The organism is Pseudoalteromonas galatheae (genome assembly GCF_005886105.2).
Lineage (GTDB): Bacteria > Pseudomonadota > Gammaproteobacteria > Enterobacterales > Alteromonadaceae > Pseudoalteromonas > Pseudoalteromonas galatheae.
Genome location: NZ_PNCO02000001.1, coordinates 2,550,921 through 2,564,816 on the forward strand (window position 1 = coordinate 2,550,921; position 13,896 = coordinate 2,564,816).

At 44.7% G+C, this 13,896-nt stretch carries 14 protein-coding genes; 10 read left to right on the top strand and 4 right to left on the bottom strand.

The window, feature by feature from the left end:
* The first annotated feature begins 1 nt into the window (after nt 1).
* The 6 genes from CWC29_RS11245 (at nt 2) to CWC29_RS11270 (ending at nt 3,632) form a co-directional block, all read left to right on the top strand.
* Entirely contained in the window at nt 2-781 is a 780-nt protein-coding gene (locus CWC29_RS11245) for a TSUP family transporter (RefSeq protein ID WP_138521172.1), read from the top strand.
* Complete coding sequence (locus CWC29_RS11250; RefSeq protein ID WP_128726938.1) at nt 778-1,377, top strand: primosomal replication protein; 600 nt, start codon at nt 778-780, stop codon at nt 1,375-1,377. Before CWC29_RS11245 ends, CWC29_RS11250 begins: the two co-directional genes overlap by 4 nt.
* Nucleotides 1,377-2,282 (top strand): histone deacetylase family protein, encoded by a 906-nt coding sequence (locus CWC29_RS11255; protein ID WP_128726939.1) that lies wholly within the window; start codon nt 1,377-1,379, stop codon nt 2,280-2,282. Before CWC29_RS11250 ends, CWC29_RS11255 begins: the two co-directional genes overlap by 1 nt.
* Before the next feature lie 27 nt (nt 2,283-2,309).
* Nucleotides 2,310-2,582, top strand: coding sequence for a late competence development ComFB family protein (locus CWC29_RS11260; protein WP_128726940.1), 273 nt, complete (start codon nt 2,310-2,312; stop codon nt 2,580-2,582).
* A complete protein-coding gene (locus tag CWC29_RS11265) occupies nt 2,579-2,737 on the top strand; it encodes a DUF2496 domain-containing protein (protein ID WP_138521170.1) in 159 nt (52 codons plus the stop codon). The genes CWC29_RS11260 and CWC29_RS11265 overlap by 4 nt, the downstream gene beginning before the upstream one ends.
* Before the next feature lie 100 nt (nt 2,738-2,837).
* Nucleotides 2,838-3,632 (top strand): NPP1 family protein, encoded by a 795-nt coding sequence (locus tag CWC29_RS11270; RefSeq protein ID WP_138521168.1) that lies wholly within the window; start codon nt 2,838-2,840, stop codon nt 3,630-3,632.
* 47 nt (nt 3,633-3,679) lie between these two features.
* Here the strand turns inward: CWC29_RS11270 and CWC29_RS11275 are convergent, their stop codons facing one another.
* Complete coding sequence (locus CWC29_RS11275) at nt 3,680-4,144, bottom strand: hypothetical protein (RefSeq protein WP_128726943.1); 465 nt, start codon at nt 4,142-4,144, stop codon at nt 3,680-3,682.
* 286 nt (nt 4,145-4,430) lie between these two features.
* Here CWC29_RS11275 and CWC29_RS11280 point away from each other — a divergent pair, with 286 nt between their 5' ends.
* From CWC29_RS11280 to CWC29_RS11295, 4 genes are all read left to right on the top strand, one after another.
* The gene (locus CWC29_RS11280) at nt 4,431-7,541 is read left to right on the top strand and encodes an efflux RND transporter permease subunit (protein ID WP_128726944.1); all 3,111 of its coding nucleotides are present in this window, start codon (nt 4,431-4,433) and stop codon (nt 7,539-7,541) included.
* 14 nt (nt 7,542-7,555) lie between these two features.
* Nucleotides 7,556-8,629 carry an efflux RND transporter periplasmic adaptor subunit gene (locus CWC29_RS11285; protein ID WP_138521166.1) on the top strand — a complete coding sequence of 358 codons (1,074 nt, stop codon included), beginning with the start codon at nt 7,556-7,558 and terminating at the stop codon, nt 8,627-8,629.
* A gap of 136 nt (nt 8,630-8,765) precedes the next feature.
* Nucleotides 8,766-9,521 carry a Nif3-like dinuclear metal center hexameric protein gene (locus CWC29_RS11290; RefSeq protein ID WP_138521164.1) on the top strand — a complete coding sequence of 252 codons (756 nt, stop codon included), beginning with the start codon at nt 8,766-8,768 and terminating at the stop codon, nt 9,519-9,521.
* Nucleotides 9,522-9,552: 31 nt separating this feature from the next.
* Nucleotides 9,553-10,356, top strand: coding sequence for a methyltransferase domain-containing protein (locus tag CWC29_RS11295; RefSeq protein WP_128726947.1), 804 nt, complete (start codon nt 9,553-9,555; stop codon nt 10,354-10,356).
* A gap of 12 nt (nt 10,357-10,368) precedes the next feature.
* Here the strand turns inward: CWC29_RS11295 and map are convergent, their stop codons facing one another.
* The 3 genes from map to CWC29_RS11310 form a co-directional block, all read right to left on the bottom strand.
* Nucleotides 10,369-11,139 carry a type I methionyl aminopeptidase gene (gene map, locus CWC29_RS11300; protein WP_138521162.1) on the bottom strand — a complete coding sequence of 257 codons (771 nt, stop codon included), beginning with the start codon at nt 11,137-11,139 and terminating at the stop codon, nt 10,369-10,371.
* A 1-nt stretch (nt 11,140) separates the two neighbouring features.
* Nucleotides 11,141-11,341 (bottom strand): ParD-like family protein, encoded by a 201-nt coding sequence (locus CWC29_RS11305; protein ID WP_128726949.1) that lies wholly within the window; start codon nt 11,339-11,341, stop codon nt 11,141-11,143.
* Nucleotides 11,342-11,506: 165 nt separating this feature from the next.
* Nucleotides 11,507-13,780: a TonB-dependent siderophore receptor gene (locus CWC29_RS11310; protein ID WP_138521160.1), complete on the bottom strand. Its 2,274-nt coding sequence runs from the start codon at nt 13,778-13,780 to the stop codon at nt 11,507-11,509.
* Nucleotides 13,781-13,896 lie beyond the last annotated feature (116 nt).

A 13,896-nucleotide genomic window follows, 5' to 3' on the forward strand; every position in this document is an offset into this window, starting at 1 on the left:
AATGTTTGAACTCGCTTTAGATCCCACAACTTGGGGGTTACTTTGCTTAGTCGCACTGGCTGCTGGATTTATTGATGCAATTGCAGGTGGCGGTGGGCTGCTAACTGTGCCAGCCTTGCTTACTGCGGGCCTTCCTCCACATTTAACCTTAGGTACTAACAAGCTTGCCGCGAGTTTTGGTTCCTTAACCGCGAGCTTTACCTACTACAAAAAGCAGTTATTCAAGCCTAGCTTTTGGATTGGCTCCATTATTGCCACTGCGATAGGTGCCGTATTGGGCACACTACTTGTCGACTTTCTCAGTATCGAGTTTTTAAACAAGCTTATTCCCGTAATTATCATCGCTGTCGCAATTTATAGCTTGTTCGGTAGGCTAAGCCCAACAGACTCCCATACTTTGCCTGAGGCTAACCGAGCACTCAAAATCAAACAATGGACACAAGGTTTGTCGTTGGGATTTTTTGATGGTATGGCAGGGCCTGGTACTGGCACGTTTTGGACTGCGTCCAACAGTATGCTCTATAAAATGAGCTTACTTTTAAACTGCGGCCTTGCTCGTTCAATGAACTTTGTTTCCAACTTTATTTCGCTTATCACCTTTGTAGCCCTGGGTCATGTTAACTTTATGCTGGGTATCACCATGGGCGCATTTTTAATGTTTGGTGCTTGGCTTGGTGCGCATTCAGCTATTAAGTTTGGCAACAAACTGATCAAACCTCTCTTTAACACTGTGGTTATTGTACTTGCGGGCAAGCTTATTTTTGAGGCTTACTTCTCGTGAGTACAGGACTTATCAAGCTTGAGCAACAAGTCAGCCGCTTAAAGCAACAAGCAGCGCAATTTGACTCAGCAAAATGGTTTGATAAGAATCGTTATATGCAGGCACAGCCCAGCTTATTTGATGCCCGTGTATTTCGCACTAAAAGCTTAAAGCTCAGCGACTATGTTGAAGAAATAGTAGAAGCAATGTCCCATCTGCCGCCAAGCGAACAGCGTCACGCCTTTGCATTCGCCATCGAACGAATAGGTTCGCAAATGGAAGCTGTGTTGAAGGTGTTAAAATCAACCCCTGTCTGGGCGAAAGAAAACAAACTGAATACACCAAAAAAAGCCAAAGTGTATAAGAAGGCAGTGCAGAAGATTATGCAGTCGTCCCATGAGTTATATCAGGAGCTGTCGCAAAATCATGAATTTGAGCGTCGGTTGCAAGAAATGATTGACCTCAGAAGACTACAGATGGATAAGGCAGCTCCCTCTCAGGCTGCCAAACTCAATGCCGAAATATTAGCCCTTCATGCTCGTCTTGGCCGCTGTAGAAAAGCCATTTCGGCCACAGAGCAAAAAATTCAAGAAGTTGAGAAAAGTCAGAGCCGTTAATGCTTTACTACCACCCTATTTATAGCGAGCTAAATCTACCTGAAAAGCACCGCTTCCCTATCAACAAGTATAAAAAATTATACCAACGAATAAACGCCAGTAAGTTTGCTAAATTTATCAAAGAACCCGAGCAAAAAATCACAGCTGATGCGCTACAACTTTGCCACGATAGTAATTACGTTGATGCCTTTTTAAACGGCACGTTGAGCGAAAAAGCCATTAAGAAAATGGGCTTTCCTTGGAGTGAACAACTCGTACAGCGCACTTTGATTTCTTTAGGGGGCGGTCTAGCGGCAGCAAAATATGCGCTCGAATATGGATTTGGAGCAAACTTAAGCGGCGGCTATCATCACGCACATCGCGATTTTGGTAGTGGCTTTTGCATATTTAATGATTGGGCGGTGGTCGCAGCAACGCTCATTGCCCATCAACAGGTTGAGCGCGTGCTAATCTTTGATTGTGACGTGCATCAAGGCGATGGCACTGCAACAATCGTTGCAGATAGAGACGATATCATTACTTGCTCCATCCACTGTGAAAGTAACTTTCCTCGCGTTAAACCGCAATCCGATTTGGACTTTGCCTTGCCTGTGAATACACAGGACGCGCAATATGTGGCAACCGTCCGCGAAGCCTTACAACTGGCAGTTCGATTATACCAGCCAGACATCGTCCTCTATAACGCCGGCGCAGATGTGTATCAAGGTGATGAACTAGGACACTTTAGTGTTTCAAAGCAAGGTGTTAGGGCTCGAGATTCGATTGTATTTGAGTATGCGCATCATCTTAATATTCCATTAGCTTTTGCCCTAGGCGGAGGCTATCAGCGCGACGTTGATCATCTTGTAGATATACATCAACAAACCTTTTTGGCTTTGTTCGATAACCCCGCTATTATGATATAAACTTAAAAGGAATGTGCAGGAGGCTGTATGAAGTTACATGATGATATTCATAATTATTATGAAAAGTTAGTAGTCGAACATATCGTCCGTCGTAAGTTAGATAAAATCTATGATGAGGACGTAATGGCTGACTTTTGTTGTACCGTTTTGAACCAACTGCCATCGCGCTATATTCGCTACGATGTAGACATGGAGTTTTACCTGCCTCAGCCCGAGCGTGCGAAGATGGAGCAAGCGGTAGAGCGTGCAATTGATTTTGCCATTGCACAAATCGCTAAAAAGGAACAATTTCAAGTATGAGTACCCCTTTAGAACAAGCACCAACTCATGTAAAACTTGCTGTCGACCTCATTATGTTGTTGGAGGAGCATGATCTTCCTGCGGAGGAAGTCATTGCTGCACTTGACATTGTCAGATCTGATTTTCAAAACAAACTAAACAACCAAAAAACTTAACATTAAATATACATTTAAGTCATACTTCTATTTTAACCTTAGACTCTAATCGTTAGCGGTTGTGCAAAACGGCACAACTGCATTTATTAAGGAAAGCAGTATGACAACAACACAACTCCCCTTATTGTCCCTCGCAATTGTTGCAGCGTCTACACAATACGCTTACGCCAATGACTTTGCGGCATTAGACGAAGCCCTACCAGCACCCTACATTATCAATGGTACTGAACCTGTGTTCGATTTTGACGGTGATGGTTGCCTCCCGAGTGCTGGGATCAGTAGAACTGGCGTGCAAAATTCAGGGCTAAAGACATCGGGGCGCATCACAGGTGATTGCCGAGATAATCAATTTTTAAATACTTCTAATACTGTGCATCGCTACGCTTGTAAAACCACTGCTAGCGGCGAGTATTGTGGACATTTCTATGCACTTTACTTTAAAAAAGACCAAGTGTTTGATTATTTTGGTGGTGGTCATCGACATGACTGGGAATATGCGGCGGTATGGACTCGAGATGGCATAGTTACACACGGTAGCTATAGCGCACATGGTGACTTATTCACTAAACCCGCCAATGAGCTACCATTCGAGAACGGTCATTTAAAAATTGTCTATCACAAAGATGGTATTTTGACCCATGCACTACGCTTCGCCAAATCAAACGAAATCGCTGAAAATAATTATCATCGCTTTGTTACTCCCACAGTCATTAGTTGGAATAAAATGACTGGGGATGGAATTTCCAACTCCGAATTACGAGAAAAGCTAAATCAGTATGATTATGGCTCCGCCACCCTGCCCGTAAAAGATAATCGTTTCCTCAATAACCTCAATCGCTTTAAACCAGGTGACTATCCAACTTACGCGCAAAGTGATGTAGATAACGCTCAATGATCATTACGAGCAACTTGCTTCGCTGACTGGTGAACTAATTCAATGCGTTAGCCAACATCTTGCTGTTGCCTGCGCATTTTTGCTCGCTCTAGTTTATATTGTGCAAAGAAGATACTATCCATTTCACTCGTTTGCGGATCGATAAAATAGGCGATATCGCTTCGGTGTGGTTCAGGTGAAAAGTGCTTGCCATCTTCCCAATAAAGCACAGCATGTTTAACTAACTCACCAAGGTAGGTGTGATCCCATGCATAATGGCTAAAGCCATAGTGTTCCCCCAAATTAGGTGAATATTCTTTTTCAATATATTTCGCCTGCCCGGTATTTTTGTAATCCGCAAATTGTTTAGCATCTTGCTCCGCCGATTGTGGATCAGTGAAATAGGCAATATCACACCTAGGTGGTAAGGCTTGAGGTAATCCAAACTTATCCGTAACACCACTGCACTTTACGACTATCCATTGCACAAAATGCGCTCCGATAATATGGTCCCATTTTAACGCAACGTACATATAACCTCCTTTTGAACATCATTTATCAATTATTGCTAAGAACTGATCATACTCGGCTAAGTTTAGCCACTTCTATTGATCTTACTAGTACAAGTTCATTTGCCTTTAATTCAGATCAAAAAGTTTTTCAAACTACAAAAAAGCGTTACAAGGTATTACAAAAGTACGTTTTATCGCTGATTTTTGCTAATTTATCGCGAACTTTGGTAAACGTGAAATTCATCTTACTGGCACTTTTTTTACATCACACTACAATGCAGAAAAAGCAAGATTGGAAATATACTAAATGAACGTGACACGCAGTTCGCTAAAAAATCCAGCGAGTGTAATTGTCATCTTGGTGTTGATTATTTTATTTGGGCTGTTAAGTATATTTAAACTGCCCATACAGTTGACACCAGATATTGAGCAACCACAGATCACGATTTTCTCGGGATGGCGCCAAGCAGCACCAGAAGAAATAGAATCGGTGATCATCGAACCGCTAGAAAATGCGGTAAAAAACACACCCGGTGCACTTGAGGTTAATACTAACATCAATCGTGGTAATGGCTCTATTACACTAACATTTGCGGTGGGTGCAAATATGCAACAAGCGATGTTAGATGTGCTAACAAGCTTAAATCAGGCCCCACCGTTGCCACTTGATGCGCTAGACCCAGTCGTTTTCGCCGGCGGTAATAACGGTGAAGCAGCAGCCACTTTGCTGGTCACGCCCAAAGACTATCAGTCAAATAGTCTTGATTTTGATATGGCGCAGTTTCAAAAGCAAATCGACGAGTTTATTGAACCAAGACTTGCACGTATTCCTGGCGTAGCACGCGTTGACCTTGCGAGTGAGCGGCCAAAAGAGCTGCGTATTACTTTCGACCCACACAAAGCCGCCGCGCTTGGTATTAGTTTAGATCAAATCAGTAATGTACTTGCGAGCTCTCGCGATACCTCTGGAGGTCTCGCCAACGTTGGACGTCGCCAATATACCGTGCGATTCACCGGCCAATACGACCTTTCCAGTATGGCCCAAATGCGTGTCGGCTATTCTGGGGACAGGCCTATCTACTTAGGTGATATTGCAAGTGTTGAGCGCACCTTCTCAGACCGTTTGGGCATGAGTGGCCGCAATGGTAAACCGGCCTATTATATTCGGATCTCGCGGGCCAACGAAGCAAATACCGTTGCCTTGCTTGATGAGATCAACCTTGCAATTGATGAACTAAACCAAGGGCCGCTGGCTGAGAATGGCTTATCAATTGAACTCAGCTTTGATGCCTCCGTCCACATTCGTAATGCACTTTCTTTAGTAAAAAGTAATTTAGGCCTTGGGGTACTCTTATCTTGTTTAATTCTGTGGCTATTTTTTAGAGGCTTAAAAGCAACCTTGGTGATTGCAGCTACAATCCCAGTTTCATTGATGGTCGCCTTTTTAGCACTTAATATCTTTGACCGTAGTCTTAATGTGATCTCGCTGGCGGGGTTAGCATTTGCAGTGGGCCTTGTACTAGACGCCGCAATCATAGTCCAAGAGAATATCTCACGCTTAAGAGCAGAAGGATTCGATAACAAAAAAGCCGCCTTAAAAGGAGCAGCACAAGTGACCGGAGCATTATTTGCTTCGACAACCACCAGCGTCGCCATCTTTTTACCTATTCTCTTTATGGCAGGTATTGAGGGGCAACTATTCTCCGATTTAGCACTGACACTTTCGATTGCCGTTATTGCGTCAATGTTGTGTGCTATTACCCTTATTCCACTGGCAAACCATTTGTGGCCAGACTCTGAACTAAAGCCAGATCCTTATCATAAATACTGGCAAAAGCTCACCAATTTCATCATGAAGTTGACCAATAATAGAGTAAAGCAACTTACTTGGATTGCCGTATTATTGGGTGGCTCGGTGGTTACAACCATGACCATGCTGCCAAAAACTGACTTTATGCCAAGAGCCCCCACCGATGGCTTTTTCTTTAGCCTAGTGACACCACCTGGAGGCAACGTACAGTTTATGGAAGAAGAATTGCTGCTGCGTGTTAAAAAGCGCTTAATGCCCTATTATCAAGGCGAAAAAGAACCTGGTATTAAAGACTTTAATTTCTATGCGTTTGGTTCTAATGCAGGGGGTTTTATCTACTCAGCCGACCCTCAACGTGTGGAAGAGTTGATGAAAGTGGCCAAAGAAGAAATCTTCGTTGACCTTCCCGATACTCAAGTGTTTTTCTTTCGCGGCTCCATGATCCAAGTCGCCAACGGTGGCGATGGTCGCGATATCAATATTGACCTTACAGGTCCCAATATGGACGACTTAATCTCAGGTGCGCAAGTGGCTTTGCAAGCAGTACAAACCGCGCTTCCAGAGGCAACTGCCAGACCTCAGCCGCGATTGGATATGGCAGAGCCAGAGCTTAGATTAACGCCTAACGATCGCAGGATCACCCAAGCGGGATTAACCCGTCGAGATGTGTCTCAAGCGGTACAAGCTTATACCGGTGGATTATTCGTCAATGAGTATTTTGATGGTAACGAGCGTATGAACGTTATTCTTCGTGGTATCCCTTGGCAAAGCCCTGAGGAACTAAAAGCCTTGCCTATCGTAACGCCTCAGTCAGGAATTCAAACTCTCGGCGAGTTGGCAAATATAGAACGTACGGTTGGCCCAACGCAACTGCGACGTGTCAACGGCCGTCGCACGGTCAGCATTGTTGTCACACCTCCAGCTGATATGAGCCTGCAGCAAGTGCAAACCATCTTGAGTGAACAGGTAATGCCAAAAGTGCGCGCAAGCCTGCCGGCCAGTGCCGGTGCTATTTTGGCGGGGAATGCGCAAAAGATGAATTCCGCAATGGAAGAAATGGCACTGAATTTTGTCCTTGCGTTGTTCATTTTGTTTTTGTTGATGACCGCGCTATTTAAGTCTGCCAAAGACAGCGCCTTGGTATTGTTAGTGATGCCACTGGCTATCGCAGGTGGCGTGCTGGCTCTGTATATCTTAAACCTCTTTACCTTCCAGTCCTTGGATTTACTGACCATGATAGGCTTTATCATCTTGCTTGGACTGGTCGTAAATAACGCCATTTTGCTGGTGGATCAGACTCGCGTTGCGATGGCATCAGGCATGAGCCGTGAAGCGTCGGTCAGACAAGCGGTGTTACTAAGAGCAAGACCCGTTTACTTGAGCACCTTAACCAGTCTGTTTGGCATGCTGCCACTCATGCTCATGCCAGGCGTCGGCTCAGAAATCTACCGCGGCCTTGCGACCGTCATCGTCGGTGGTATGGCTATCAGTGCACTATTTACTTTAGTGTTGATGCCAAGTTTATTGCAACTTGGGCGGCAAACTCCGCCATCCGAAACAAACAAATCAACGGCCAAAGCCCCGCTCAGCCTAGTTGCCAATCAGTGAGTAGTGAGAACAGAATGAAAAACCCGATAAAACAGACACTTCAGGCCCTAGCACTGTGTGCTGGGATCGTTGCGCCACAAGCCTTCGCCGTCGTGCCAGTCACCGTCGCTGAAGTGACAAAAGCCCCCCTCACGAGCGAAATTGAAGTTAGTGGCACACTGTATGGAAAAGACGACGTGACGCTGACTGCAGGGGTTAGTGGCCGTTTGTTGTACGTAGCAGAACCCGGTACCAGCGTCGCAAAAGACGAAATCTTAGTACGTATGGACACACTCCCACTGGAACTCGATAAAGCCCGCCAAGCCGAATTATTAAATCGAGCCAAGATCAATTTACGCTTATATCAACAAGAATTGACTCGATTAAAGAAGCTCGCAAAAACCAGCAGTGCGGCAGAAAGCCAAGTCGATGAAATGCAAAATAAACATGACCTAGCGCTGTCGGATATCGCCTTAGCAGAAGTCGAACTTAAGGTTATTGACGATAAGTTGTCTCGCGCAACGGTCCGTGCTCCATTTGATGGCGTTATCAGTGAACGTTTTAAGCGCGCGGGTCGAGAAATAAACCGCGCCGATGAACTGCTCACCATATTAGATATCCATCATCTTGAGGTTCGCTTATATGTGCCCGTTAAGTACTTGAAGTTTTTGCAAAAAGGCATAGCGCTGCCAATCCGTTCTGGTGATTTATCGCAGCCAGATAATACGTCAGCAAAAGTCACAGCGGTGATCCCTTCAACCGATCCGCGCTCACAAACCGTTGAAGTGCGTGCAACACTTGCAGCAGATCAAACCCATACGTGGGCAATTGGTCAATTAGTTGATGTCGCAGTGCCGCTCACCAGCAAACAAGCCGTATTGCTGGTTGACCGGGACGCCTTAATATTACGTAAGCAAGGCACCCATATCGTCAAAATAGACGAGCAAAATAAAGCCGAACAAATTCCTGTCACCGTCGGTAATGGCAAAGGCCAATGGGTTGAAATTACTCCCCGCACCAGCGATATCTTACATGCCGGTGATAGAGTCGCGGTTCGCGGCGCAGAGCGTCTACAAACAGGACAAGACGTTGAGGTGACAAACCCTTAATAGCACCAGTTACTAGCCCAATGAGCTCACTCATGGACGAGCGGCTCATTTTTCTTTTCTACCCCCACGATATTCTCCCTTTTTGATCTATCGTAAAACCAGTTAAACTAGCGCTATCTAAGAGTTAGGGGGTGTTATGAAACGAACCAAATTAGTGAATCAATTAACGGAATTACTAAAGCCATTTCAAATTAACGATTACTGTCCAAATGGTCTGCAAGTAGAAGGAACTGACGAAATCCAAAAAATCGTCACGGGTGTTACCGCAAGCCAAGCTTTAATTGATGCCGCTATTGAACGCGGTGCAGATGCCATTTTGGTTCACCACGGCTATTTTTGGAAAGGGGAAGATCAATGTGTCACTGGCATGAAAAAGCGCCGCCTACAAGCCCTGCTTGCCAATGACATCAATTTAATCGCATACCACCTCCCACTAGATGTTCATCCTGAATTCGGGAATAATGCACAGCTCGGTAAGTTACTTGGGCTTGAATTTGAAAGACCGCTTGAACCTTGGAATAAAAATAGCGTAGCGGTAAAAGGCAAATTAACGACGCCAATGACAGCTGTTGATTTTGCCGCTTTAGTTGAAGAGAAACTCGGTAGAAAGCCGCTCTTAAATGTTGCAGGCGATCATCCAATTAGCACTATTGCTTGGTGTACAGGTGGTGGGCAAAGCTTTATCGATCTCGCAGCAAGCCAAGGCATTGATGCCTACTTAACGGGTGAAGCATCAGAGCAAACCATTCATTCATCTAACGAGCAACAGATCCACTTTATTGCGGCGGGACATCATGCCACAGAGCGATACGGCGCGAAGGCACTTGGCGAATATTTGGCTGCACAATATGGTTTGGATGTTGAATTTATTGATATCGACAACCCAGTTTAATACCACTTTGCTTAACTAAGTGACCTCGCACATGGCTAGAAAAAAGCAGCAGCAAAAACCGGCACCGACAGATAGAAACTTTGCTGAACTAACGCACAAGTTTAAAAACAATATCTATGGCACCAATAAAGGTAAAATCAGAGAAGCGGTGCTCAAGCGTGACTTAAGCACACAAGTTAACTGGCTAACGCAATCAAGTGGCAAACGCATATTAGATGTTGGCGGCGGACAAGGGCAATTGGCGCTCTTTCTAGCTTCGCTTGGCCACCATGTCACTGTGATTGATATTTCAGAAGAGATGCTCGAACTTGCCAAAACGCGCGCGAATGAAGCTGGACTAAATGACCACCTTCATTTTATCCACGCGCCTCTGCAAGCGCTCGATACGCTGAACTTAGGACAATTCGACTTAGTATTGTGCCATGCGGTGCTTGAATGGTTGGTTGAGCAACAAAGTGCACTTATGCTGCTAAAGGCGCAGCTAAGCAAAACTGGCTTGCTTTCGCTAATGTATTTCAACCATGAGGCGCATCTGATGGCCAATATGGTGTACGGTAACTTCGACTATGTGCAAAAAGATCTTAAGGTAAAACAAAAAGTAGGTCTCAGCCCCAATAAGCCAATTAGCCAAACTGATATGGCAACTTGGCTTGATGAGGCAAAGCTCAACGTTATTCAAAAAACCGGTGTTCGCTGTTTTCATGACTACTTAAGGGAGTTAAATAAGGCGGATGAAGGTTTTGATGCTTTGCTCGCTTTAGAGCTTAAATACAATCGTCAAGAGCCTTATGCGTCTCTAGGTCGCTATACCCACTTGATGTTAAAAAAAGCGTAAGTACAGCACTGCTTACGCTTCTTCCGCTCTTAGGGTTAACACTTCAACACCGTCGTCTGTGACCAGCACCGTATGCTCCCACTGCGCCGATAGCTTTTTATCTCGAGTTACCACAGTCCAGCCATCTTTTTTGGTTTTAATTTTTGCGCTTCCCTGATTGATCATCGGCTCAATGGTAAAGGTCATCCCCGGCTTTAGCGTCATCCCGGTATTTGCTTTGCCATAGTGCAATACATTTGGCGCTTCATGCATTTCTCTACCGATCCCATGACCACAATACTCGCGTACCACAGTGTAACCGGCTTTCTCAGCCACTTGCTGTACAGCCGCACCGATGTCCCCAAGCTTTGCTCCTGGTTTGACCATTTTTATTCCAGCCCACATCGCTTGGTAAGTCGTTGCCACTAATTTTTTGGCCGGGAGTAATGCTTCAGGCATTACGTACATTTTGCTGGAGTCGCTGATAAAGCCATTTTTCTCGAGTGTAATATCGATGTTTACAATATCTGAAGACTTTAAGATTTGCGATTTACTCGGCACACCATGACACACAACCTCATTTACAGAGCTATTGAGGACGAACTGATAACCATACTGACCAAGGCTGGCTGGACGCGCTTTAAGCTCATCAACAATAAAGTTGTGCACTTTGTCATTAATCTCTAGCGTAGAAATTCCGGGTTCAATCCAACTATCAATGTAGCCAAACACCTGCGTAAGCAATCGCCCACTTTCGCGCATCAATTGGATCTCATCAGCGGTTTTGAAGGTAACCTCTTGCATCTCAATTTCCTTTTGGCTGTTGTAACTTTACTCGTGACATCTCTGCCGCAATGATCTCTGTAAACGTAAGCGTTGGATTACGCTCGGCAAGTCGCCCAATTTTAATCCAGAACTCAGCCTGTGAATTGATTGAACGCGACATCACAGTGCTCGCTTCACGGATCTCATCGTGTAGTTCATCTGAAATTTTTACGATACCCACTTATATAAACCATATACATATCATATATACTTTATATAATAACGAAGTTGCGGAACAATGCAAAATCTAATGCCAATTCGCTTATTATTTTGAAGCAAAAAATTTGAGGCAAAAAAATACACCGCTTCGGCGGTGCATTCCGTATTTCAAGCTTAGGTTGACTCACTAAAAGCTATAGCGCATCCCTAATTGCCAATTGAACGGTTCGCCGTGCATTACGTAGCCGTCCCAAGATGAAATACTGTTGTAGTAACTTTCATCCAGTAGATTGTTGAAGTTAAGCGACACACTAAGCTGTTCACTCACTTCATATCTTGCCATTAAATTAAGTAACGCACCGGAAGATTGTGTGATCTTATACGCCTCACTACCGCCGCCCGGCAATGGCCTTTGTGGTATTGCATAAAAGCTACCTTGCCAATTAATTCCAAGCCCCGCAGTAAAGCCGTCAACAAACTCGCTAAAGTCATAGGTGGTATACAGGTTGATCAGCTCTTTGGGCTGATCCGTTAACAGCTCTTTGCCATCTTTTGATTCAGTTTTGTGGTTTGATAGCCCTAAGCTGATATTCCACTGCTCATTGATAGAGCCTGTAAATTCAACTTCAAAGCCTTCTGTCGTATCGCCTTCACCGCGCTGAATATATGGTCTATTGCCCTGCGGAGTTAGATAGCTGTCTGGGTAATTTGGATCGGCAATTGCAAGTCCATTTTCAACATTGCGATACACCGCCGCCGTAAAGTTCAAGGTGTCATCAAGTAGCTCACCTTTTACCCCTAGCTCGTAGCTTTCGCCTGTGCTTGGGTCAAGCATTTTATCATTGATATCAAAATAGGCCTGTGGCTGGAATGCTTCTGTGTAGCTTGCGTAAACACTATATTGTTCATTAATATCAACCACGAGCCCGGCATAAGGCGTAACTTCTGTATCCACCTTTTCATGATAGCGGTTACGAAGAAAATTACCGTTGTTAGGATCATAAAGGTCAATATCGTACTCCCAATTGGTGATCCTAGCACCAACAATAAGCTTAACATCATCATGCGGGTTAACACGCACGGCCACAAACCCACCACTGGAGTCTGTTACCGTCAAACTATCACGGCCTAAATCTTTAAATGGATAGCGCGGCACGTCACCTGTCCAATCATGAAAATTTAACCCTTCCAATGAAATCGTGGTTTGGTCGGCTTCATTACCAAATGACGTACGCTCTCGCTTGAATTGGTTATAGCTAAAAATAACATCATGCGTACGACCAAATAGCTCAACTGGGCCTTGGAGTGACAAGTCTATTGTCTTTTGTTCATCTTCAGAGCTACTTATTACAGCACTGTATCCGAATCCATTATCGCTGCTGCCATCTGGGTTGATAGGCCCATCAGGATAGACGAAAAAGAGCTGCCCACCTTGCATCTCAATAGTATTGTAAGTCGCGATGGCATGGAGTTGCCAATCGTTTTCAAACGCGTGATCAAGCCCAACAAAATAGGTGTATTCTTCGATTGGCCAGCTACTCCATTTTGCCGTCATCCCGGTGTCACCACGGCGTCCCTGATAGCGACTACCATCAGCGTAAAAGTAAGGTTGAGAGTGGCTATTTATCGCCCCTTTCGAAGCGGTATCAGCATATTCTACACCGAGTCGTAATAAGGTGTAATCGGTCAGATCTGCCTCAATAGTAGAATATATGGACGTCTTCTCTTGGCTATAACGCTCAATGTAAGAATCTCTTTCATAATGTGCAGCAACAAAGCGGCCACGAATACTGCCTTCTTGGTTTAACCCACTCGCCACATCCACCTCTGCTCGGTAATTATCCCAACTACCAGCCGAAACCGCCACGCTGCCCTTAAACTCATCGCTTGTTGCACGTTTTCTTACTAAGTTTACGGTGGCGGTTGGGTCACCAACGCCAGTTAATAAACCATTTGCACCACGTACAATCTCCACGCGCTCATAAGCAACCGCATCCCCGTTTACATTCGGTCTTCGGCCACCAGGAAACTGTTGCACACCGTCGATTTGGATTAAATTGACATCACCGCCACGTACAGAAAAACGTGTCCTATCAAGACTGGCTCCCCGCTTTGCATAAAAGCCAGTTGCATGTTCCAAGATCTCATCAATGTTAACCGTTTGCCAATCTTGCATCATTTGATTTGTGATAACGGTCACCGCTTGAGGCGTTTCACGCTGTGATAAAATCATTTTTAATGCCGCTTTGTTTGCAGATTCAGTGTAATTTTTTACACTCGTACCTGTCACATAAATATGTTCTAGTTCCTGAGCCCTACCGTCACCCGCAGCATCAGCTGCTAGCGCATCATCGGCAACTTCAGCAGCATGTGCATTGCCATGTAATGAAAACAGCACAAAAGTGGCGCAAAGAGAGAGTTTTAAAGAATGGTTTAGTGTACGTGGAGATGAAGATCGCATCGTTTTTCCCTAAATTAACTTCATTACGAAAACGATAGTGATTATCATTTATATTAATGTTTGTTTCAAGTCCCTATTTTAGTTATGTGGAGTTATTTTAAGCACAATAAAAATGT

Coding starts and splice junctions, on each gene's coding strand:
- CWC29_RS11245 (WP_138521172.1), top strand. CDS start 2: ATGTTTGAACTCGCTTTAGATCCCACAACTTGGGGGTTACTTTGCTTA.
- CWC29_RS11255 (WP_128726939.1), top strand. CDS start 1,377: ATGCTTTACTACCACCCTATTTATAGCGAGCTAAATCTACCTGAAAAG.
- CWC29_RS11260 (WP_128726940.1), top strand. CDS start 2,310: ATGAAGTTACATGATGATATTCATAATTATTATGAAAAGTTAGTAGTC.
- CWC29_RS11265 (WP_138521170.1), top strand. CDS start 2,579: ATGAGTACCCCTTTAGAACAAGCACCAACTCATGTAAAACTTGCTGTC.
- CWC29_RS11270 (WP_138521168.1), top strand. CDS start 2,838: ATGACAACAACACAACTCCCCTTATTGTCCCTCGCAATTGTTGCAGCG.
- CWC29_RS11275 (WP_128726943.1), bottom strand. CDS start 4,144: ATGTACGTTGCGTTAAAATGGGACCATATTATCGGAGCGCATTTTGTG.
- CWC29_RS11280 (WP_128726944.1), top strand. CDS start 4,431: ATGAACGTGACACGCAGTTCGCTAAAAAATCCAGCGAGTGTAATTGTC.
- CWC29_RS11285 (WP_138521166.1), top strand. CDS start 7,556: ATGAAAAACCCGATAAAACAGACACTTCAGGCCCTAGCACTGTGTGCT.
- CWC29_RS11290 (WP_138521164.1), top strand. CDS start 8,766: ATGAAACGAACCAAATTAGTGAATCAATTAACGGAATTACTAAAGCCA.
- CWC29_RS11295 (WP_128726947.1), top strand. CDS start 9,553: ATGGCTAGAAAAAAGCAGCAGCAAAAACCGGCACCGACAGATAGAAAC.
- map (WP_138521162.1), bottom strand. CDS start 11,139: ATGCAAGAGGTTACCTTCAAAACCGCTGATGAGATCCAATTGATGCGC.
- CWC29_RS11310 (WP_138521160.1), bottom strand. CDS start 13,780: ATGCGATCTTCATCTCCACGTACACTAAACCATTCTTTAAAACTCTCT.